Raw genomic sequence first — 21,284 nt, 5'->3', positions numbered from 1 at the left:
AAGCGCAACCCCGGGAGGGCGAAAGAACATGACCGGGACCCACTCGCGGCCTACCCTGACCCTGCTGCTGGTGCTGCTACCGTTCACCGCCGCTGCCCAGGACACCCGCGTCCAGGAGCTGGAGCATAAGCTCAGGGAGCGGGACAAGGTGATCCTCGAGCTGCTGGAGCGAATGGAGGCCCTGGAGAGACGGGTGGGCGTTCGGCACGCCGCCGCCGATCCGCCACCCCGCGATCCCGCGGCGCCGGAACGACCCGCCGCAGGCCCTGCGGACGCGCCGGGAACCGTGGTGGTCGAGGAGAGCGCGGCGGAGCGGGCTCTCGAGCGCTCGCTTACGCGGGAGGGTGCGCTGCTGCTCCCCGAGGCCGCGCTGGAGATCGAGCCCGGCTTCACCTACGCGCGCCGCGAGGACACTACGCCGCACCTGCTCGCCTCCGGCGGCGGCCTCGTGGCGGGCGAGACGCAGCGCAACGCCGACAGCCTGACGGCCGACGTGGCGCTACGCCTGGGCCTGCCCTGGGACGCGCAGCTGGAACTGGGCCTGCCCTACCGCTGGCGGGCGGTGGAGTCGACAACCCGCGTCGGCTTTGCCCCCACGGCGGCACCGGAGCGCTCGGGCGCCGGCCTCGGCGACCTGCGCCTCGGCCTCGCCAAGACCCTGCTCCGCGAGGGCCTGTGGCGCCCGGACCTAGTGGGGCGGCTCACCTGGGACAGCGACAGCGGAGAGCGCAGCGACGATGGCGTGTCCCTCGGCGGTGGCTTCCACGAACTCAGGGGCTCGCTGTCGGCCATCAAGCGCCAGGACCCCGTCGCCTTCGTCGGCGGGCTGTCCTACGAGCATGTCTTGAAGGATGATCGCATCCGTCCCGGCGCCACCACGTCCGCGAGCTTCGGCGGCTTCGTCGCGCTCAGCCCCGAGACCTCCCTGCGCCTGCAGCTCTCCGTCGCCTACCAGGACGAAGCGAAGGTCGCCGGCAACGAGGTGGCCGGCAGCGACCGGACCCTCGGCACCTTCGTGGTGGGCGGCTCGACTCTGCTGGCACCGGGCACCCTGCTGAACCTCTCGGCCGGCATCGGCCTCACCGACGACGCCGACGATTTCTCCATCTCCCTGTCCCTGCCCGTGCGCCTCGGCGACTTCCTGTACTGACCGCCGGGTCACGGCTCGAGCACGCGGTGAGCCTCGGGCTGGGGCCTGGAGATGTGCATCTGCCTGGCAACGACCTCAGCCTCGGCGGCGATGGCCGCGAGCCGCGCCCCACCCCTCAGCCCGGCGGCCACCCCATGAGACGGCCGGCCAGCAGATGCAGATGGATATGGAACACCGACTGGCCCGCGAGGCGGTTGCAGTTGAACACCGTGCGATAGCCCTGGTCGGCGAAGCCCTGCTCGCGGGCGATATCGGCGGCCAGCAGGAACATGCGTCCCACCGTCCCCGCATGGCGGGGCTCGAGATCATTGAGGGTGGCGATGTGCTCGGTGGGACAGATGAGGATATGGACTGGCGCCTTGGGATTGATGTCGTTGAAGGCGATGAGATCGTCGCTGCGATGCACGATGTCCACCTGCAGGTTGCCGCCGGCGATGCGACAGAACAGGCAATCGGAAACGCTGTGAGGGATATCCGACATGGGGTGTCTCCGGTGGGCAGTGGTGCGGTAAAGAGCGCGGGGGGCAACCCTGCGCCATCGAATCATTGCCGCCCGGCCAGGCGATGTCCCGAAGGCTCCGGGCCCGGTCAGAGCCCCCGGGCGAGACGGATGCCCACGTTGTCGTAGCCCTTATTGCCAGGGAGCTTGTCCCGCGCGGCAGAGCGCAGCGCGGAGGACGCATTGCTGTAGGAGCCGCCCCGCACCACCCGCTGAGTACAATCACCACCCTCCCATACGCTGCCGTCGGTCGGGGCCCCGCGATAGTCGGGATGCCAGCAGTCACGGACCCATTCCGCGACATTGCCTGCCGTATCGTAGACGCCGAACGGGCTGGCTTCGAAGAAACCCACCTTCGCCGGCTGGCGGGGGTGGAGACCACTCTCACAGTCGAAGCAGTGGGCGTTCTCACGACCGATATCGCGGCCCCACCAGTACTCCCGGCTGCTGCCGGCACGGGCCATGTATTCCCACTCGGCCTCGCTCGGCAGGCGATAACGTTCGCCGGTCTGCTTGGACAACCAGTTGGTGTAGGCGTAGGCATCGTCCCAACTCACGCCGGTGACTGGACGAGTCTCGCGATCGAGGCCATCGTCCGGCGGCAACCGCCGGCCCGTCGCCCGGGCGAAACGGTCGTACTCGGCGAAGGTCACCTCATAACGGCTCACGGCGAAGGCCGGCACCGTAACTTCGTAACGGGGCTGCTCCTCCGGTTTGAGGGGCAGCCGCCCCCCCATGGTAAAGGAGCCACGGGGGATGACGACCATCTCGGGTCCCTGCCCCCCGACCTCGAGGGCATCCCGAAACACGTCGCCCGGCACCGGGCCGGCCTCTTCCGCGGGGGGCGGCTCAGGTTCTTCTTCATCGACGGCAACCTCGGGCTCGGGAACCATCTCCGGTGGTGCGGGCTCGGTGATGGGCTCGTCGACGGTTGGTGCCTCCGCCACCGTCGGTGCGGGCTGCTGCTCCTGGCCCTGGAAAAAGTACCATCCGGCCCCACCGGCCACCGCCAACAGCAGCACCAGGACAATACCTACCACGAGGCCCCGGCGGCGGCCACTCTCGTCCTCTTCCTCCTCCGGTGCCGAAGCCACTTCTCGGGGTGGGGGCGGCCCGCCCGGCGCTGGCACCAGGGTCAGCTCGGGGTCCGGTTCGAGTTCTGGAACGTTCGCCGGCTCAGGCACACCTTCGGGCAACAGTCGTCCCTTGGCCACCGTTTCCGCCTTCTTGGCGGGGACATCCGCCTCCTCCACCACATCCACGCAAACCACCGTGGTGTTGTCCTGCTTGGCTTGGCCCGCCGATTCCACCGCCTCCAGCAGGGCATTGACGCAGTCCCGCGGGTTTTCGGCCCAGGACGAGTACTGGATGACGGAGCCCTGGCCAAGGGTATCCAGGCCGTCGCTGCAGATCAGCAGGCGGTCACCCGGCTGCAAATCCAAGGACTCGCTGGACAGGTCGATCTCGGCGATCTCGTCACCGATCATGGCGCTCATGAGCATGTTGGGCGACAGGTTGGTGTCGGGCTCGATGGCCATACCCTGCTCGCGCATGCGCTGCAGGTAGCCGCCGTAGCTGTGGTCGGCGTTCAGCTTGTTGAGACTGCGCTCCCGCAGCAGGTAGAGATGGGAATCGCCGACGCTCACCCACCACAACTTCGTGCCCTGGACGAAGACACTGACCATGGTGCAGCCCATGCCCTTCAGGCCCGGCGTCTCGCGCACCGACTGGCGGATGGAATCGTTGGCCTTCAGCAGGGCCTGTTTCAGGGCCCCTGGCACGTCGTCCGCGGGGTAGAGGCCGGCGAAGGTACGGTTGAAGGTGGTGGTCACCATGTTGCTGGCCACGTTGCCGGCGGCGTGGCCGCCCATGCCGTCGGCCATGATCACCAACACCGTGGCATTGGATTCCTCGCCCTCGCCGAGGCGGGTGGTCATGAAGGCGTCTTCCTGGTAATCCCGGGCGCCGTCTATCTGGTTGCCGAACAGCTCTAGCTTGATGGCCATTATTGTTGTTCCTGGGTCTGCGCCATTGAATCGCCGGTACCGCCTCAGCGCACCTCGATGCCCCGCTCAGCCATGCGTTCCTTGGCCTCGCCGATGGTGTATTCGGCAAAATGGAAAATGCTGGCGGCCAGCACCGCGTCGGCCTCCCCCTCCAGGACGCCGGCCACCAGGTGGTCCAGGTTGCCTACGCCCCCGGAGGCGATGACCGGGATGTGCACGGCCCGGGACACCGCCCGGGTCAGGTCCAGATCGAAGCCCGCCCTGGTGCCGTCGCGGTCCATACTGGTGAGCAGGATCTCGCCGGCCCCCAGTTCCTCCATTCTGACGGCCCACTCCACGGCATCGATGCCCGTTGGCTTGCGCCCGCCGTGGGTGAAGATCTCCCAGCGCGGGGATTCGTCCGCGGCGTTGACGCCCTTGGCATCGATGGCCACGACGATGCACTGGGCGCCGAAACGGGCGCTGGCCTCGCCTACGAATTCCGGGTTGAAGACGGCGGCGGTGTTGATGCCCACCTTGTCGGCGCCGGCATTGAGCATGCGGCGGATGTCCTCCACCTTGCGGATCCCCCCACCCACGGTGAGGGGAATGAACACCTGGGCGGCCACGTCCTCCACCACGTGGACGATGGTGTCGCGGTCGTCCGAGGAGGCGGTGATGTCCAGGAAGGTGATCTCGTCGGCCCCTTCCAGGTCGTAACGCTTGGCCACCTCGACGGGGTCTCCCGCATCGCGGATGTCCAGGAACCTGACCCCCTTGACCACACGGCCGTTATCCACATCCAGGCACGGGATGATGCGTTTGGCGAGTCCCATGTCAGTAGGAACGCCCGGCATCCAACTCGTCCGCCAGGCGCTGCCCCTCGGCGAAATCCAGGGTGCCCTCATAGATGGCACGCCCGGTGATGGCGCCGCTGATGCCTTCGTCCGCCACTTCGCACAGGCGCCGCACGTCTTCCAGATTGGTGATGCCGCCGGAGGCGATGATGGGGATATGGACCGACTGGGCGAGGCGCACCGTGGCCTCGAGGTTGACACCGCTCATCATGCCGTCACGGCTGATATCGGTGTAGACGATGGCTTCCACGCCGTCCTCCTCGAACTGGCGGGCCATGTCCGCCGCGTCATGGTGGGACAGCTTGGACCAGCCGTCCACCGCCACCTTGCCGTCCTTGGCGTCCAGCCCGATGATGATGTGGCCGGGGAACTCGGCGCACACCTCGGGCACGAAATGGGGGCTGGTGACCGCCTTGGTGCCCAGAATGACGTACCTGACCCCGGCATCGAGATAGGTGAGGATGGTCTCCTCGTCGCGGATCCCGCCGCCCACCTGGATGGGCAGTTCCGGGAAGGCCTCGGCGATGGCGTGGATCGCCTTGGCGTTCCTGGGCTTGCCCTCGAAGGCACCGTTCAGGTCCACCAGGTGAAGCCGCCGCGCGCCCGCCTCCACCCAGCGCCGGGCGGTGGCCACGGGATCGTCGGAGAATACCGTCACATCGTCCATCTTGCCCTGGCGCAGCCGCACACACTGGCCGTCCTTGAGGTCTATGGCAGGGATTAACAACATCGGGGTTTCCTTGGAATCCGGCTCATGGGGTGGGTTCGGGTGTACCCTGGGGTCCCGGGGATGGTCATGCAAAGACTATAGGGATTCGCGCAAACAAAAAAGATTATGGATTATGCGCGCCCATTTTTAAATTTGGCCCGCCCCGGCGCCCGTCAATGGGCCTCGTCCCAGTTGGCCCCCACGCCGGCCTCCACGATCAGGGGCACCCGCAGGCGGGCGGCCTGCTCCATGCGAGTGCGGATCTCCGGCACCATGGCATCCACCAGGGCCTCGCGGATCTCGAACACCAGCTCGTCGTGGACCTGCATGATCATGCGCACGTCGTCCTCCCGGCCCGTGAGCCACTCGTCCAGCCCGATCATGGCGAGCTTGATGATGTCCGCCGCGGTGCCCTGCATGGGGGCGTTGATGGCGGTGCGTTCGGCGTACTGGCGGCGCTGGCCGTTGCGGCTGTTGATCTCCGGCAGGTACAGCCGGCGGCCGAACACCGTCTCCACGTAGCCGCGCTCATGGGCCTGGACGCGGGTGTCGTCCATGAAAGCCTTGACCCCCGGATAACGGGTGAAATAGAGGTCCACGTAGGCCTGGGCCTCGGGGCGTTCGATACCCAACTGGCGGGCCAGCCCGAAGGCCGACATGCCGTAGATGAGGCCGAAGTTGATGGCCTTGGCGCGGCGCCGCTGCTCGGCCGTGACGGTGCCGCCGAAGACCTCGGCGGCGGTGGCGCTGTGGATGTCCTCGCCCCGTTCGAAGGCGGCCAGCAGGTTTTCGTCCCCCGACAGGTGGGCCATGATCCTCAGCTCGATCTGGGAGTAGTCCGCCGCCACCATGCGAAAACCGGGCTCCGCCACGAAGGCCTGGCGGATGCGCCGCCCCTCATGGGTGCGGATGGGGATGTTCTGGAGGTTGGGCTCGGACGACGACAGGCGCCCGGTGGCGGCCACGGCCTGATGATAGCTGGTGTGGACCCGGCCGGTGTGGGGGTCGATGCGCTGCGGCAGGGTGTCCGTGTAGGTGGATTTCAGCTTGGCCACGCCGCGGTATTCCAGGATGGTGGCGGGCAGATCGAAGTCCGCGGCCAGTTCCTGCAGCACCGACTCGGCGGTGGAGGGCTGGCCCTTGGGGGTCTTCGCCACCACCGGCAGGCCCATTTCCTCGTAGAGGATCTGCTGGAGCTGCTTGGGCGAGCCCAGGTTGAAGGGGCGGCCCGCCAGCTCGTGGGCCTTGGCCTCGAGTTCCAGGATACGCCGGGCCAGCTCCTTGCTGTGGCTGGCGAGCACCACACGGTCCACCCTGACCCCACGGCGCTCCATGCGCGACAGCACCGGCACCAGGGGCATCTCGATGGTGTCGAACACCGTGCGCGGCCCCTCCTGTCCGGCGAGCCGGGGCCACAGGGTCTGGTGCAGGCGCAGGGTGACGTCTGCATCCTCGGCGGCGTAGGGGCCGGCCTGTTCCAGGGGGACCTGGTCGAAGGTGAGCTGTTTGGCCCCCTTGCCCGCCACGTCTTCGAAATGAATGGTGCCATGGCCGAGGTACTTCAGGGCCAGGGAGTTCATGTCGTGGCGGCTCGCCGTGCTGTCCAGCACGTAGGACTCGAGCATGGTGTCGAAGCGTATGCCCGCGAGCGCCACGCCGTGGCGCGCCAGCACGCTCATATCGTATTTGAGATTCTGGCCCACCTTGGCGCGCGCCGGGTCCTCCAGCAGGGGCTTGAGGGCCGCCAGCACAACGTCCCGCGAGAGCTGCGCCGGTGCCCCGGGATAGGCATGGGCCACCGGCACGTAGGCGGCCGTGCCGGGCTCCACCGCGAAGGACACCCCCACCAGTTCCGCCGCCATGTACTCGAGGCTGGTGGTTTCAGTATCGAAGGCGAACAGCTCGGCCGCCGCCAGCCGCGCCACCCAGGCGTCGAAGGCTGCGGGGGCCAGCACCGTCTCGTAACGGGTGGCGGGGCCGCCGGCCAAGGACTCAGGGGCGGTCGGGGTGTCACCGCCGGCCGGGAGCACCTCCGCGAGCCAGCTCTTAAACTCCAGGCGGGCGTAGAGTTCCCGCAGAGCCTCCACGTCGGGGGCCTGGCATCCAAGGTCCCGCGGCCCGCGCTCCATGGCCACGTCGCACTTGATGGTGGCCAGCCGGCGGCCCAGGTCGAGGCGGTCCATGTGCTCCCGCAGGGACTCCCCCACCTTGCCCTGGATGTCGCCGGCATGGGCCATCACGCCATCCAGGCTACCGTACTCGTTGAGCCACTTGGCGGCCGTCTTGGGCCCCACCCTGGGGATCCCCGGGATGTTGTCCGAGGTGTCCCCCACCAGGGCCAGGTAATCCACGATGAGTTCGGGTCCGACCCCGAACTTGGCCACCACCTCGGCCGGGTCGAGGACGGAGTTGTCCATAGTGTTCACCAGCCGGATGTGGCCATCCACCAGCTGGGCGAGGTCCTTGTCGCCCGTGGAGACCACCACGTCCATGCCGGCGTCCCGGGCCTGGTGTGCCAGGGTCCCGATGACATCGTCCGCCTCCACTCCCGGTTCCATCACCAGGGGCAGCCCCAGGGCCCGGACCAGTTCATGGAGGGGCTCCACCTGGCTCCGGAGCTCATCCGGCATGGGGGGGCGGTGGGCCTTGTATTCGGCAAACAGTTCGTCCCGGAAGGTCTTGCCGGGGGCATCGAACACCACCGCCACGTGCTCGGGGTCGTAATCGTTGCAAAGGCGCTTCAACATATTGGCCACGCCGTACACGGCCCCCGTGGGGGCGCCGCTGGAGTTGGTGAGGGCCGGCATGGCGTGGAAGGCCCGATAGAGGTAGGAAGAACCGTCCACCAGGTAGAGGGTATTTGCGGAATCCGTCATGGCCCAATGTTACCTTGGATAAACTTGGTCTGCGCTGTGCCGCTATGAGGTCCGAACATGAGCCATAAATCCAGAGACATCGCCTCCGCCTTCGCCGGCCCCCCCAACTCCGTGCGGCCGGCCGGGCGCGATTCCTGGAAGGTATTCCAGATCATGGCCGAGTTCGTGGAAGGCTTCGAGCGGCTGTCGGAACTGCGGCCCTCCGTGAGTATATTCGGCTCCGCCCGCATCAGTCCCGGCGACGCCGATGGCTACTACGAGCTGGCAGAGGACATCGCCCGCCAACTCTCGGACGCCGGCTTCGCCGTGGTGAGCGGCGGCGGGCCGGGGATCATGGAGGCGGCCAACAAGGGGGCCCATGCCGGACGGTCCCCCAGCATCGGGCTCAACATCAGCCTGCCCCATGAGCAGACGGCCAATCCCTACCAGGACGTGTCCCTGAGCTTCCGCCATTTCTTTTCCCGCAAGGTGATGTTCGTGAAGTATGCCTCGGCCTACGTGGTGCTGCCGGGGGGCTTCGGCACCCTGGACGAGCTGGCGGAAATCCTCACCCTGGTGCAGACGGGCAAGACCCCGCGCATCCCCATCATTCTCGTGGGGGAGCCGTTCTGGCGTGGCCTGGTGGAATGGTTCCGCCACAGCCTGGTGACCCAGGCTACCATCAGCCCGGAGGACCTGGAGCTGTTTCAGATCGTGGACAAACCGGCCCGAGTGGTGGATGCTATCTTCGATCATTACGAGACCCGGGGTTTCGAACCCTCCGTGGAGGAGCAGGAGATCCTGCTGCAGCTCTAGGGCCCCCATGCCCCACATCCCGGCGTCTCCAGCAGTGCCCCGACAAATTCATAAAAAGCCCATGCCCATCAAACATCTCGCCTCGTCCTGCATCCTGCTCGCCACTGCCCTGGCGACCGTTACGGCCGCCGCCCAGGAGGAGCAGCCGCCCGAACGCTTCCCCGAGGCCCCGCCGCCGCCGCCCAAGGTGCAAAGCGGCGAGGCCCTGGAGCCCGAGGTCACCATCATCCGGCGCGAGACCCAGACCATCGAGGAATACCGGGTCAACGGCCAGCTCTACATGATTCGGGTGAAACCCGATATCGGTCCCACCTATTACCTGGTGGACGCCGACGGCGACGGCAACCTGGAGACCCGCCGCCACGAACTCGACCCCGGCTTCCGCATCCCCGGCTGGGTCCTGTTCCGCTGGTAGCCCCCGGCCCTCTCCCATTCACTATATTCACTATTCACTATTCACTATTCCCCAATAGCATCCCCCCTAACCTGCCCCCGCCGCGCCCTTTGAACTCCATCTCCGGCGCCCTCTTCATCCGTCCCGTATTCCTAATGGTGGTGGTGGCCCTGGCCGGCCATCTGGCCTGGGAGCAGTGGTGGGCCGCACCCTGACCCCCCGGACGGGGGGCGCGACGATGAACGTCTTTGCTCGTCGCGATAAGGATCTTTCGTTTTAACGCCAAGCCCGCCTGAGCTAAATCTAGCCCATTCAGAAGGCTTCAGAGGTGGGTCAGGTGATGTCGGAAGAGTCGGAACAAGCGATGGGGGACGGCGAGCCGGGATTCGGCCCCATTCCCGAGGTGAAGGAACGGGCGCGGTGGCTGGAGGTGCGGCGGCGCATCGAGCGCCGCCAGGACCTCAAGCGCCTGCGGGAACTCCTGGAGGATCCGGACTTCGAGGAGTTCGATTGAGGGCCTGAATCCACCGCGCCGCGGGGGTATCCGCCACCCCGGAACATGGCTGTAATGCATCCCGTCGTGCCCGTCCACGGCCGCTGGCGCCGGATGGGCTGCGGCTATACCACCCCGGGACGGTTTGCCAGAGAATAGGGTCATGGCAACCCTCATCGACCATGGGCCCTGAAGGTCCATGGACATCTCCCTGCTCAAGACCTTCCTGGAGGTCTCCCGCACGCGCCATTTCGGCCAGGCGGCGGAGCGCCTTCACGTCACCCAGTCGGCGGTGAGCGCCCGCATCAAGCTGCTGGAAGAGGCCCTCGGCACCGAACTCTTCGTGCGCAAGCGCAACGATCTCCGCCTCACGGCCTCCGGCAGCCGCCTCAAACGCCACGCCGAGGCCATCGTCAACGAATGGAACCGGGCGCGCCAGGAGTTGTTGCTGGAACCCGAGGTGGAGCAGGTGCTGGCCATAGGATTCCAACTGGACCTGTGGTCCATGGTGGGTGCCGGGTACACGGCCCGGCTGCTGGCCGGCGAGCCGCGCATCGCCCTGCGGGTGGAGACCCAGAGCCAGGCCGCCCTGGCCGAACAGGTGGCCACCGGCACCCTGGACATGGCCTTCCTGTTCGATGCCCCGCCCATCCAGGACCTCGCCATCCGCCAGCTCGGCGACGTCGCCCTGATCCTGGTATCCACGGCTCCCGCCGCCACCCTGGACGACGCCCTGGGCGAAGGCTACGTCTACGTGGACTGGGGCACCGCCTTCTCCCTCAGCCACTCGCGGCTGCTGGGGGACCGCCCCGCCCCCCGCCTCCGGGCGGGCTTCGGGCTGCTGGCCGTGGATTTGCTCATGGAGCGCGGCGGCAGCGCCTTCCTGGCCGCGCCCATGGCCGAACCGGCCCTGGGCGCCGGCCGCCTCCACCGCGTGGCCGACGCACCCGTCATCGAACGCCAGGTCTTCTGTGTCTTCCGCTCGGGGCGCGCCGACGAGGACCTGCTGCTGGCGGTGGCCCGCAGCTTCGAGACCTGATCCCTCGCCACCGGTCACCACGAATTGGTGGCCTCGGAGGACGGACTAGGCCTCCAGCTCCGCCAGCAGCCTCACCCACCCCGCCCGCTCGGCCTCGGGAGTGAAGAGCCCGCGGCGGGCGGCGCACTGCCGCTCCAGGTCCCGGTAGAAGGCCGGCTCCGCCTCCGCCCGCAACAACACCGCGCCCAGGGCATCGGCGTCTTCCACGGGATAGTAGCCGAGGTAATCCTCCCCCAGCAGCCCCACCGAGCCGGCGATGCGGGATGCCACCACCGGCAGGCCCGCCACTACCGCCTCGGAGATCACGTTCGCCCCGCCTTCCATGCGCGACGGCAGCACCATCAGATGGGCGCGCCGGAACACCTGGCGCAACCGGTGGTGGGGGATCTCCCCGTGCCAGCGGTAGCGGGGATTGTCCGCCATCTCGGCACGCGCCGCCTCGCCCCACTCCGGAGTATGGGCCTTGCCGTAATGGTCGACCCGTATGCGGCTCTCCCGCGGCAGGCACCGCACCGCCATGGCCGGGCGCAGGGGGTCCTTCTCCTCCCGCAGGTGCCCCGCCACCACCACCCGGAAATGGCGTCTCGCGGGGTCCCGGGCCGCCAGGGGCCGCGCCGACTGGTGGATCACCCGCACCTTGGCGCGATGCTCCGGCGGCACGGTGTCGGCGATGAGGTCGTGGAGCCCCACCAGGCGGTGGGCCAGCTCGATGGAGCGCAGGGTCTCCCGGGGATGGCTGTGGATGAAGCGGTAGGCATCGGTACCCGTGAGGGAGACCACCAGGGGCCGCTCCGGGTAGCGGCCGGCGAAGGCCGCGATGGCCGCGGCGCTGCGCCAGGCATGGAGGGCCACCATCATGTCGGCGGGCTCGCCGCCGTAGTCCAGGGACACCTTCACACGATGACCCAACCCCCGCAGGATGGTCGCCCAGCGGGCGGCAGTGGCGCGGTTGCCGGCCCTAGACCTTGGTGGTGCCGGGGTTATAAGGCGAATGTTCATCCGGTATTCTTGGCCCTCATCCGCCATCCATCCCGTGTGCGTCTGCCGTTCTGCTTGCCGTGTCCATCATTCACCAGTGTGTCCGCTGCCACCCGCCGGTACAACTCCCGGCCCGCAAACCCCTGAGCACGCCAAAACCATGACCCATAAGCCATGACCCAGACCGCCGTCCCCACCGCCCCACAAGCCCTCGTCGAGCAGATGCGGGACGCCCGCCGGCGCACCCTGATCCTCATCGCCGGGCTGGACGAACACCAGCTCATGGGCCCGCGCCTGCCCACCGTCAACCCGCTGCGCTGGGAGGTCGCCCACGCCGCCTTCTTCTACGAATACTGGGTGTTGCGCCAGCACTACGGCGAAGCCCCGGGGCGCCCGGACGTGGATGCCCTCTACGACTCCATCACCATCGCCCACGACGACCGCTGGGACCTGCCCCTGCCGGCCATGGCCGACACCCTGGCCTACATGGCGGGCGTGCTGGAGCGCGTCGAGGACCACCTGGCGTCGGGCCCGGACCCGCACCGCGACTACCTGGCTCAGTACGCGGTATTCCACGAGGACATGCATACCGAGGCCTTCACCTATACCCGCCAGACCCTGGAATACCCGCCCCCCGCCATCGCCACGCCCCCCGATCCCGCCTGGCGGGCGGGCCCCCTGGCGGGCGATGCCGCCATACCCGGCGGGGAGTTCCTGCTGGGCGCTCGACCGCAGGACGGGTTCTGCTTCGACAACGAGAAATGGGCCCACCCCCGCAAGGTGGCGCCCTTTCGTATCGCCCGCGCCGCCGTGTCCAACGGCGAGTATGCCGCCTTCGTGGATGCCGGCGGTTACGACACGCCCGACTACTGGGACGACGAGGGCTGGACCTGGCGCAGCGCCGGTGGCCTGCACCAACCCCGCTACTGGCGCCGCAGGGCCGCCGACTGGGAGCAGCGGCACTTCCAGACATGGCGACCCCTGGCCGTGGACGCCGCGCTGATCCACGTGAGCTGGTACGAGGCCCGGGCCTATTGCCGCTGGGCCGGGCGGCGCCTGCCCACCGAGCTGGAATGGGAGGTGGCCGCCGCCGCCCAACCGTCCGCCGACGGCACCACCCTGGCCTCCCTGAAGCGCCGCTACCCCTGGGGCGATGCCCCCCCCGACGCCGGCCGCGCCAACCTCGACGGCGGGGCCCTGGGCACCATCGACGTGGGGGCCCTGGCGGCGGGGGACAGCGCCTTTGGTTGCCGCCAGATGCTGGGCAACGTCTGGGAGTGGACCGACACGGTATTCGAGCCCTACCCCGGCTTCGAGCCGGACATGTACCAGGACTATTCCCAGCCCCTGTTCGGCACCACCCGGCTGCTCAGGGGCGGCGCCTGGGCCAGCCGGGCGCGGCTCATCCGCAACACCTGGCGCAACTACTATGGCCCCGACCGCAACGACGTGTTCGCGGGCTTTCGTACCTGCGCCCTGTGAACCCCTGGCACGGAATTCAGCGTACCCCCAACCGGCATCAGACGACAAACGGACGACCCCGATGAAGCAAGACAACTCCCCCGTCGTAAAAGACCTGGTGCTGGTGGGCGGCGGCCATTCCCACGTCGCGGTGCTGCGGCGCTTCGGCATGAGGCCGGTGCCGGGCCTGCGCATCACCCTGGTGGCGCGGGACGTCCACACCCCCTATTCGGGCATGCTGCCGGGCTTCGTGGCCGGTCACTACGGCTATGACGACTGCCACATCGATCTGCGGCCCCTGGCCCAGTTCGCCGGGGCACGCCTGTTCCACGGCGAGGTGGAGGGCCTGGACCTGGAAGAACGCACGGTGCGGGTGGGCAACCGCCCGCCGGTGCCCTACGACCTGCTGTCCATCAACACCGGCTCGCGACCGCGGGTCCACGACGTACCCGGCGCTGCCGAACATGCCACCCCCGTGAAACCCATCGACAGTTTCCTCACGCGCTGGCAGGCCATGGTGGACCGCGTGCTGGCGAGCCACGGCGACTACCGTATCGTGCTGGTGGGCGGCGGCGCCGGCGGCGTGGAACTGGCCCTCGCCGCCCAGTACCGCCTGCGCCACCTGCTGGCGGCGCGCGGCGACCGGCCCGAGCGCCTGCATTTCAGCCTGCTGACCCAGGGCCCCGACATCCTGCCCTCCCACAACGCGGGGGTGCGCTCCCGCTTCGAGCGGGTGCTGAAGGAACGGGGCATCGAGGTGTACACGGATCACCAGGTGACGGAGGTCGTCCCCGGGCAGGTACGGGCGGCAGGCCGGCAGCCGGTGGCGGCGGACGACGTGCTGTGGGTCACCACCGCCGCCGCCGCCCCGTGGCCCGGCGCGGCCGGGCTGGCGGTGGACGACGAAGGCTTCATCCGCGTGGACGCGCACCTCCAGTCGGTGTCCCATCCCGGCGTGTTCGCCGTCGGCGACGTGGCCGCCCTGCCGGACCCGCGGCCCAAGTCAGGGGTGTTCGCGGTGCGCCAGGGGCCGGTGCTGGCGGACAACCTGAGCCGCGCCGCCACCGGCCGCCCCCTGCGCCGCTACCGGCCCCAGCGCCATTTTCTCGGCCTCATCAGCACGGGCGACAAGTATGCCGTGGCCTCCCGCGGCCGCTGGTCCCTGGAGGGTGCCTGGCTGTGGCGCGCCAAGGACTGGATCGATCGCCGCTTCATGGCCCGCTTCAACGAGCTGCCCGCCATGGACGAGGACGACGGCGGGCCGGACCTGGCCCACGGCATCGCCGATGCGGATGCCATCCGCGAACTCTCCACCATCGCCATGCGCTGCGGCGGCTGTGGGGCCAAGGTGGGCAGCACGGTGCTCACCCGGGTCATGCAACGCCTCGCCGCCGGCAGCCGCGGCGACGTCATCGTGGGCCTCGACAGCCCCGACGACGCGGCGGTGCTGGAGGTGCCGCCGGGCAAGGTGATGGTGCAGAGCGTCGACTACTTCCGGGCCTTCATCGACGACCCCTACCTGTTCGGCCAGATCGCCGCCAACCATGCCCTGGGGGACCTCTTCGCCATGGGCGCCGAGCCCCAGTCGGCCCTGGCCATCGCCACCGTGCCCTACGGCCGGGAGCGCATCGTCGAGCAGACCCTCCACGACATAATGCAGGGGGCCCTGAAGGTGCTGGGCTCCTGCGGCGCGGTGCTCGCCGGGGGGCATTCCAGCGAGGGCGCGGAGCTGGCCTTCGGGCTCACGGTGAACGGCCTCGCCGACCCCGCCGTGATGTGGCGCAAGGGGGGGCTGCGAGCGGGAGACGCCCTGGTGCTCACCAAGCCCATCGGCACCGGCACCCTGTTCGCCGCCGACATGCGCCAGCAGGCCAAGGGGCGCTGGATCCACGGCGCCATCGACACCATGCTCCTCACCAACCACGCCGCCGCCGACTGCCTGCGACGCCACGGCACCAGCGCCTGCACCGACGTCACCGGCTTCGGTCTGCTGGGGCACCTGGTGGAGATGACCCGCGCCTCCGGCGTAGATGCCCGGCTGCAACTGGCGGCCGTGCCCGTGCTGGACGGCGCCGCCGAGACGGTGGCGGCGGGGATCCTGTCCTCCCTGCAGCCCCAGAACCTGCGCCTGCGGCGGGCCATCCGGGACTTGGAGGCGGCGGCACGCCACCCCCTGTTCCCCCTGCTCTTCGACCCCCAGACGGCGGGTGGACTGCTGGCGGGGGTGCCCGGCGGCCAGGCGGATGATTGCGTCGCCGAGCTGCGGACCCTGGGCTACCCCGAGGCCGCCGTCATCGGCCATATCGAGGCCACCGGGGAGGCCGCCGAGCCCATCCGCGTGGACACCGCCCTGGATGCGGCGCCGGCCAGGCGCCGGGAAGCGGCCTGATCCGTGAAAACACCATGCCCCACCCGCGCCATGACGGCTGGTCTTACTCCCGCCGGCAAGGCAAGATAACTCTCATGGCGATACGCGCCGCCCGAAATGATGAAAGAGGAGGGCGTATCGCCATGCCCGTTCCCTCACCCCATCCCTCTCCCAGAGGGAGAGGGGGAGAGCGGGCTTCGCGACTTTCAGTTTAATGCCCTAACGGCACCCCCGAGGCCCTCGAGCCCCGCAGGAGATCATTACAAACGTGCTCCTCTTGATCCTTACCGTCTTCGTGGGCGCACCCGTCGCGGCCTGGGTGGCGCGCTTCGGGCGCATCCAGTCGGCATGGGCCGCAGGGCTGGTGACCCTGGCTGCGGTGGTCCAGCTCATCACCCTCATGCCGGCGGTCTTCGAGGGCGAGACCCTGATCCACGAGTCGGCGTGGATGCCCCGGGCCGGCCTCACCCTCGCCTTCCGGCTCGACGGCCTGGGGCTGCTGTTCGCCCTGCTTATCCTGGGCATCGGCCTGCTGGTGATCCTCTATGCCCGCTATTACCTGGCGGCCGGGGACTGCATGGGCCGGTTCTATGCCTACCTGCTGCTGTTCATGGGCGCGATGCTCGGCATCGTGCTGTCGGAGAACATCATCCAGTTGCTGGTGTTCTGGGAACTCACCAGCCTCACCTCGTTCCTGCTCATCAGCTACTGGCAGGAGCGTGCCGATGCCCGCCAGGGCGCGCGCATGGCCCTGGCCATCACCGGGGCCGGCGGGCTGGCCATGCTGGGCGGCTTCGTGCTGCTGGGGCATATCGTGGGCAGCTACGAGCTGTCGGTGATCCTGCAATCCGGCGACGTCATCCGCGCCCACCCCCTGTACCTGCCGACCCTGGTGCTGATCCTGCTGGGCGCCTTCACCAAGTCGGCCCAGTTCCCGTTTCATTTCTGGCTGCCCAATGCCATGTCCGCCCCCACCCCGGTGTCGGCCTACCTGCATTCCGCCACCATGGTCAAGGCCGGGGTGTTCCTGCTGGCGCGCCTCTTTCCCGCCCTTTCCGGCACCCCCGAGTGGTCGGCCCTGGTGGGCAGCGCGGGGCTCGCCACCTTCCTGGTGGGCGCCGTTTTCGCCCTCTTCAAGCATGACCTGAAGGGCCTGCTGGCCTATTCCACCATCAGCCACCTGGGGCTCATCACTCTGCTGTTCGGCATCGGCACCCCCCTGGCGGCGGTGGCCGGGGTGTTCCATATCATCAACCACGCCATTTTCAAGGCGTCCCTGTTCATGGCCGCGGGCATCATCGACCACGAGACCGGCAGCCGCGACATGCGCCGGATCAACGGCCTGTGGAAATACATGCCCCACACCGGCATGCTGGCCATGGTGGCGGCCGCGGCCATGGCCGGCGTACCCCTGCTCAACGGGTTTCTGTCCAAGGAGATGTTTTTCGCCGAGGCGGTGAGCGCGTCCACCCACCTGCGCCTGGGCTGGCTGCTGCCGGCGGCGGTGACGGTGGCCGGGGTGTTCGCGGTGGCCTACTCCTTCCGCTTCATCCATGACGTGTTCTTCAACGGCGAGCCCGTGGACCTGCCCAAGTTGCCCCACGAGCCGCCGCGCTGGATGAAGGTGCCGGTGGAGATGCTGGTGGCGCTGTGCCTGCTGGTGGGGATCCTGCCTGCCTTGACCGTGGAACCGCTGTTGACCATCGCCTCCGCCGGCATGCTCAACCAGCCGGTGCCCAACTTCGACCTCGCCATCTGGCACGGATTCAACATCGCCCTGGCCATGAGCGTGGTGGCCCTGGTGGGAGGCGGGCTGCTTTACATGAAACGCCAACCCCTGTTCGAGCTCCATGACCGCTTCGAGCATCGTTTGCAAGCCAAGGTCCTGTTCGACCACACCATCGGCGGCATCCTGAAGTTGGCGGGGGCGGTCACCCGGGCCCTCGACACCGGTTCACTGCAGCGCCTGGTGGCCATATTCGTGGCCTTCGCCGCCGTGCTCGGCATCAGTGGCTTCGTCGCCGGCGGCGGCCCCCTGACGGGCAGTCGCGACCTGCTGCCCGTGGACGGCATCAGTCTGCTGGCCGCCGGCGGCCTGGCGGCGGCGGCCGTGGCCACCGTGATCATGCATCGCCAACGCCTGGTCTCCCTCATCCTCATCGGCGTGGTGGGGCTGGTGGTATCCCTGGTGTTCGTCAAGTTCTCGGCCCCGGACCTGGCCCTGACCCAGCTGTCCGTGGAGGTGGTCACCATCGTGCTGCTGCTACTGGCGTTGTATTTCCTGCCGCGGCGACAACAGCCGGATTCACGGCCCGGCCATCGCGCCCGCGACGTGGTGCTGTCCGTGGTGGCCGGCGGCGGCGTGGCCGCCCTCGCCTGGGCGGTGCTGACCCGGCCCTACGACAGCATCGCCGACTTCTTCCTCGCCAACAGCCTGCCCGGGGGGGGTGGCAGCAACGTAGTAAACGTCATCCTGGTGGACTTCCGCGGCTACGATACCCTGGGGGAGATCACCGTGCTGGCCCTGGCCGCCCTCGGGATCTTCGCCATGCTCGAGGGGCTTCACCTCGCGGGGCCGACCCACGACGACGACGGCCGCCCCTGGAGCCCGGACATGCACCCGCCGGTGATGGCCTCCCTCACCCGGCTGTTGCTGCCCCTCGCCCTGCTGGTATCCGCCTTCATCTTCCTGCGCGGGCACAACCAGCCGGGGGGCGGCTTCATCGCCGGCCTCATCACCGCCGTGGCCCTCATCATGCAATACCTGGCCAACGGCGTGGCCTGGACCCAGTCCCGCCTGCCCGCCAACATGCACCCGGTGCTGGCCCTGGGGCTGCTGGTGGCCACCCTCACGGGGCTGGCCAGCTGGCTGTTCGGACACCCCTTCCTGACCTCGGCCTTCACCCATCTGCACTGGCCCCTGGTGGGCGACTTCGAAGTGGCCTCGGCCATGGCCTTCGATTTCGGGGTCTACCTGGTGGTGGTGGGCGCCACCCTGCTCATCCTCATCCATCTCGGGCTCATGCACAGCGCCAGCCACGAGGCGTCCGCCGGCGACGAGGACTACCGCTGATGGAACTCCTGGTGGCCTTCATCATCGGCGTGCTCACGGCCTGTGGCGTCTACCTGGTGCTGCGGCGGCGCAGCTTCCCCGTGGTCCTGGGGCTCACCATGCTGTCCTACGGCGTCAACCTGTTCCTGTTCGCCATGGGGCGGCTCACCATCGGCCGGCCGGCCGTCATCCACCCGGACGCCGCGGGTTACGCAGACCCGTTGCCCCAGGCCCTGGTGCTCACCGCCATCGTCATCAGCTTCGCCATGACCGCCTTCGTCATCGTCCTCGCCCTCAAGGCGCGGGCCGAGCTGGGCACGGACCACGTGGACGGGAGGGGCGAGCCATGAGCCACCTCGTCATCGCCCCGGTCCTGCTGCCCCTGCTGGCGGCCATCGGCCTGTTGCTGGCGCGCCCCCTGCCCCTCGGCGTGCGCCGGGCGCTAAGCACCGCCGCGGTGGCCGGCCAGGTGGGCCTGGCCCTGATGCTGGTGGCGGCCACCCGGGACGGTGGCATCATGACTTACGCCCTCGGCGACTGGCCGGCACCCTTCGGCATCATCCTGGTGGCGGACGCCCTGGCGGCCTGGATGGTGGCCACCACCACCCTGCTGGCCCTGGCCGCCGTGCTCTATGCCAGTCGCGGCGACGATGGGGCGGGGCGCCACTTTCATGTGCTGTTCCAGCTCCAGCTGTTCGGCCTCAACGGCGCCTTCCTCACCGGCGACCTGTTCAACCTGTTCGTGTTCTTCGAGATCCTGCTGCTGGCCTCCTACGGCCTGCTGCTCCACGGCGGCGGTCCCCTGCGCACCCGGGCCGGGCTGCATTTCGTGGTCATCAACCTGGCGGGCTCCACCCTGTTCCTGTTCGCCGTGGGTACCCTGTACGGCGTTCTCGGCACCCTCAACATGGCGCATCTGGCCGAGCGCATGGCCGGGGTGGCGCCCGACGACGCGGGACTCGTGCAGGCCGCCGGCCTGCTGTTGTTCGGCGTCTTCGCCCTCAAGGCCGCCCTGGTGCCCCTGTATCTGTGGCTGCCCCGGGCCTACGCCCACACCAGCGCCCCGGTGGCCGCCCTGTTCGCCATCATGACCAAGGTGGGGGCCTACAGCATCCTGCGCCTGGACACCCTGATATTCGGGGCCGCGGGGGGGGCCAGCGCCCATCTGCTCGCCCCCTGGCTGCTGCCCCTGGCCCTGGCCACCGCGGTGGTGGGCATGTTGGGCGTAGTGGCCAGCACCGCCTTGCGCCGCCAGGTGGCGTACCTGGTGGTGGCCTCGGTGGGGTTCCTGCTCACCGCCCTGGGGCTGGGCTCCGCGGAAGGCATCGCCGCCGGCCTCTATTACCTGCCCCATTCCACCTTCGCCGGTGCGGCCCTGTTCCTGCTGGCGGACAGCATCGCCACCCGTCGCGGGGCCCTGGCGGATCGCCTGGTGCCCGGGGGGACCATGATCGATCCCAAGCTGCTGGGGAGCCTGTTCCTGGTGGCCGCCGTGCTCATCGCCGGCCTGCCACCCCTGTCGGGCTTCGTGGGCAAGGTCCTCATCCTGCAGGCGGCCCTCGGCCACCCGGCCCTGCCGTGGGTGATGGCGGTGCTGCTGGGCACCAGCCTGCTGGCGGTCATCGCCCTGGCGCGCAGCGGCAGCGTGCTGTTTTACCGCGCGGAGATAGCCGCAGTGCCCGAGGGCCGGCCTGCCAGGGGGGGGCTGGGCCGGGAACTGAGCCCCGCCGTTGCCCTGCTGCTGCTGTGCGGGGCCCTGGTGGTATGGGCGGGGGCGACCCACGAGCACACCCATCTGATGGCACGACAACTACTGGCACCGGAGACCTACATCGAGGCCGTGTTGGGGCCGCCCCCGGGGGATGCACCATGATCCGCCGCCTGCTCCCCCATCCCCTCCTGACCCCCATGCTGGCCTTGATCTGGATCCTGCTGGTGAACCAGTTCAGCCTCGGGCACCTGGTGCTGGGCCTGCTGCTGGGCTGGGCCATTCCCCTGTTCACCCTGCGCTTCTGGCCCCAGGAGACCCCCATCTACCGGCCCCTGGCCCTGCTGCGCTTCATCGCCGTGGTGCTCTACGACATCCTCGTCGCCAACCTGGTGGTGGCCCGGCTCATCCTCGGCCGCCCGCGCAACCTGCGCCCCACCTTCCTGGAGCTGCCCCTGGACGTCCGCTCGGACCTCGCCACCAGCCTGCTCGCCAACACCATCACCCTGACGCCGGGGACCGTGTCGGCGGAACTGTCCCCGGACCGCCGTCACCTGCTGATCCATGCCCTGCACACCGACGACGCCGAGGCCCTGGCCCGCCATATCAAGTCCCGCTATGAGGCCCCCCTCAAGGAGATCTTCGAGCCATGATCGAGACCGCCCTCGTCATCGCCTTCACCCTGGTGGGCCTGGCCGTGGCCCTCAATCTGTGGCGCCTGCTGCGGGGCCCCAGCGCGCCGGACCGCATCCTCGCGCTCGATACCCTGTACGTGAACACCATCGCCCTGCTGGTGCTGCTGGGCATCCACCTGGGCAGCAACATCTATTTCGAGGCCGCCCTGCTCATCGCCCTCATGGGCTTCGTAGGCACCGTGGCCCTGTGCAAGTTCCTGCTGCGCGGGGACATCATCGAGTAGC

General features: G+C 68.8%; 17 protein-coding genes and 1 pseudogene. 12 read left to right on the top strand and 6 right to left on the bottom strand.

The window, feature by feature from the left end; genetic code table 11:
- Window positions 1-28: 28 nt before the first annotated feature.
- Window positions 29-1,150 carry a TonB-dependent receptor gene (locus tag U5S82_10035; protein ID MDZ7751985.1) on the top strand — a complete coding sequence of 374 codons (1,122 nt, stop codon included), beginning with the start codon at window positions 29-31 and terminating at the stop codon, window positions 1,148-1,150.
- A 115-nt stretch (window positions 1,151-1,265) separates the two neighbouring features.
- Here the strand turns inward: U5S82_10035 and U5S82_10030 are convergent, their stop codons facing one another.
- From U5S82_10030 to polA, 5 genes are all read right to left on the bottom strand, one after another.
- A complete protein-coding gene (locus U5S82_10030) occupies window positions 1,266-1,631 on the bottom strand; it encodes a histidine triad nucleotide-binding protein (protein ID MDZ7751984.1) in 366 nt (121 codons plus the stop codon).
- Window positions 1,632-1,738: 107 nt separating this feature from the next.
- Entirely contained in the window at window positions 1,739-3,655 is a 1,917-nt protein-coding gene (locus U5S82_10025; GenBank protein MDZ7751983.1) for an SUMF1/EgtB/PvdO family nonheme iron enzyme, read from the bottom strand.
- Window positions 3,656-3,699: 44 nt separating this feature from the next.
- Window positions 3,700-4,470, bottom strand: a complete 771-nt coding sequence (hisF, locus tag U5S82_10020; protein MDZ7751982.1) for an imidazole glycerol phosphate synthase subunit HisF — start codon at window positions 4,468-4,470, stop codon at window positions 3,700-3,702.
- Between the two features lies 1 nt (window position 4,471).
- Window positions 4,472-5,221: a 1-(5-phosphoribosyl)-5-[(5-phosphoribosylamino)methylideneamino]imidazole-4-carboxamide isomerase gene (hisA, locus tag U5S82_10015; GenBank protein ID MDZ7751981.1), complete on the bottom strand. Its 750-nt coding sequence runs from the start codon at window positions 5,219-5,221 to the stop codon at window positions 4,472-4,474.
- 152 nt (window positions 5,222-5,373) lie between these two features.
- Entirely contained in the window at window positions 5,374-8,076 is a 2,703-nt protein-coding gene (gene polA, locus U5S82_10010) for a DNA polymerase I (GenBank protein ID MDZ7751980.1), read from the bottom strand.
- 126 nt (window positions 8,077-8,202) lie between these two features.
- Here polA and U5S82_10005 point away from each other — a divergent pair.
- The 4 genes and pseudogenes from U5S82_10005 (at window position 8,203) to U5S82_09990 (ending at window position 10,797) form a co-directional block, all read left to right on the top strand.
- A pseudogene (locus U5S82_10005) lies at window positions 8,203-8,871 on the top strand (TIGR00730 family Rossman fold protein).
- 61 nt (window positions 8,872-8,932) lie between these two features.
- Window positions 8,933-9,286, top strand: a complete 354-nt coding sequence (locus U5S82_10000; GenBank protein MDZ7751979.1) for a DUF2782 domain-containing protein — start codon at window positions 8,933-8,935, stop codon at window positions 9,284-9,286.
- A gap of 316 nt (window positions 9,287-9,602) precedes the next feature.
- A complete protein-coding gene (locus U5S82_09995) occupies window positions 9,603-9,779 on the top strand; it encodes a hypothetical protein (protein ID MDZ7751978.1) in 177 nt (58 codons plus the stop codon).
- Window positions 9,780-9,957: 178 nt separating this feature from the next.
- Window positions 9,958-10,797, top strand: a complete 840-nt coding sequence (locus tag U5S82_09990; GenBank protein MDZ7751977.1) for a LysR family transcriptional regulator — start codon at window positions 9,958-9,960, stop codon at window positions 10,795-10,797.
- Between the two features lie 45 nt (window positions 10,798-10,842).
- On the opposite strand, the gene senB is transcribed toward U5S82_09990, so the two are convergent.
- Entirely contained in the window at window positions 10,843-11,796 is a 954-nt protein-coding gene (gene senB / locus U5S82_09985; GenBank protein MDZ7751976.1) for a selenoneine biosynthesis selenosugar synthase SenB, read from the bottom strand.
- 153 nt (window positions 11,797-11,949) lie between these two features.
- On the opposite strand from senB, the gene senA reads away from it, so the two are divergent.
- The 7 genes from senA (at window position 11,950) to U5S82_09950 (ending at window position 21,283) form a co-directional block, all read left to right on the top strand.
- On the top strand, window positions 11,950-13,257 hold the full coding sequence (gene senA / locus U5S82_09980; protein ID MDZ7751975.1) for a selenoneine synthase SenA: 1,308 nt from the start codon (window positions 11,950-11,952) through the stop codon (window positions 13,255-13,257).
- Between the two features lie 61 nt (window positions 13,258-13,318).
- On the top strand, window positions 13,319-15,625 hold the full coding sequence (gene selD, locus U5S82_09975; protein MDZ7751974.1) for a selenide, water dikinase SelD: 2,307 nt from the start codon (window positions 13,319-13,321) through the stop codon (window positions 15,623-15,625).
- A 247-nt stretch (window positions 15,626-15,872) separates the two neighbouring features.
- Entirely contained in the window at window positions 15,873-18,677 is a 2,805-nt protein-coding gene (locus U5S82_09970; protein ID MDZ7751973.1) for a monovalent cation/H+ antiporter subunit A, read from the top strand.
- Window positions 18,677-19,006 carry a Na+/H+ antiporter subunit C gene (locus U5S82_09965; protein MDZ7751972.1) on the top strand — a complete coding sequence of 110 codons (330 nt, stop codon included), beginning with the start codon at window positions 18,677-18,679 and terminating at the stop codon, window positions 19,004-19,006. Before U5S82_09970 ends, U5S82_09965 begins: the two co-directional genes overlap by 1 nt.
- A complete protein-coding gene (locus tag U5S82_09960; GenBank protein MDZ7751971.1) occupies window positions 19,003-20,529 on the top strand; it encodes a monovalent cation/H+ antiporter subunit D in 1,527 nt (508 codons plus the stop codon). Before U5S82_09965 ends, U5S82_09960 begins: the two co-directional genes overlap by 4 nt.
- Entirely contained in the window at window positions 20,526-21,017 is a 492-nt protein-coding gene (locus U5S82_09955; protein MDZ7751970.1) for a Na+/H+ antiporter subunit E, read from the top strand. The genes U5S82_09960 and U5S82_09955 overlap by 4 nt, the downstream gene beginning before the upstream one ends.
- Window positions 21,014-21,283 (top strand): K+/H+ antiporter subunit F, encoded by a 270-nt coding sequence (locus U5S82_09950; protein ID MDZ7751969.1) that lies wholly within the window; start codon window positions 21,014-21,016, stop codon window positions 21,281-21,283. Before U5S82_09955 ends, U5S82_09950 begins: the two co-directional genes overlap by 4 nt.
- The last annotated feature ends 1 nt before the right edge of the window (window position 21,284 follow it).

Source organism: Gammaproteobacteria bacterium (assembly GCA_034522055.1).
Taxonomy (GTDB): domain Bacteria; phylum Pseudomonadota; class Gammaproteobacteria; order JAABTG01; family JAABTG01; genus JAABTG01.
This window is presented reverse-complemented; position numbering and strand designations above follow the sequence as displayed.

Coding starts and splice junctions, on each gene's coding strand:
- U5S82_10035 (MDZ7751985.1), top strand. CDS start 29: ATGACCGGGACCCACTCGCGGCCTACCCTGACCCTGCTGCTGGTGCTG.
- U5S82_10030 (MDZ7751984.1), bottom strand. CDS start 1,631: ATGTCGGATATCCCTCACAGCGTTTCCGATTGCCTGTTCTGTCGCATC.
- U5S82_10025 (MDZ7751983.1), bottom strand. CDS start 3,655: ATGGCCATCAAGCTAGAGCTGTTCGGCAACCAGATAGACGGCGCCCGG.
- hisF (MDZ7751982.1), bottom strand. CDS start 4,470: ATGGGACTCGCCAAACGCATCATCCCGTGCCTGGATGTGGATAACGGC.
- hisA (MDZ7751981.1), bottom strand. CDS start 5,221: ATGTTGTTAATCCCTGCCATAGACCTCAAGGACGGCCAGTGTGTGCGG.
- polA (MDZ7751980.1), bottom strand. CDS start 8,076: ATGACGGATTCCGCAAATACCCTCTACCTGGTGGACGGTTCTTCCTAC.
- U5S82_10000 (MDZ7751979.1), top strand. CDS start 8,933: ATGCCCATCAAACATCTCGCCTCGTCCTGCATCCTGCTCGCCACTGCC.
- U5S82_09990 (MDZ7751977.1), top strand. CDS start 9,958: ATGGACATCTCCCTGCTCAAGACCTTCCTGGAGGTCTCCCGCACGCGC.
- senB (MDZ7751976.1), bottom strand. CDS start 11,796: ATGAACATTCGCCTTATAACCCCGGCACCACCAAGGTCTAGGGCCGGC.
- senA (MDZ7751975.1), top strand. CDS start 11,950: ATGACCCAGACCGCCGTCCCCACCGCCCCACAAGCCCTCGTCGAGCAG.
- selD (MDZ7751974.1), top strand. CDS start 13,319: ATGAAGCAAGACAACTCCCCCGTCGTAAAAGACCTGGTGCTGGTGGGC.
- U5S82_09965 (MDZ7751972.1), top strand. CDS start 18,677: ATGGAACTCCTGGTGGCCTTCATCATCGGCGTGCTCACGGCCTGTGGC.
- U5S82_09960 (MDZ7751971.1), top strand. CDS start 19,003: ATGAGCCACCTCGTCATCGCCCCGGTCCTGCTGCCCCTGCTGGCGGCC.
- U5S82_09955 (MDZ7751970.1), top strand. CDS start 20,526: ATGATCCGCCGCCTGCTCCCCCATCCCCTCCTGACCCCCATGCTGGCC.
- U5S82_09950 (MDZ7751969.1), top strand. CDS start 21,014: ATGATCGAGACCGCCCTCGTCATCGCCTTCACCCTGGTGGGCCTGGCC.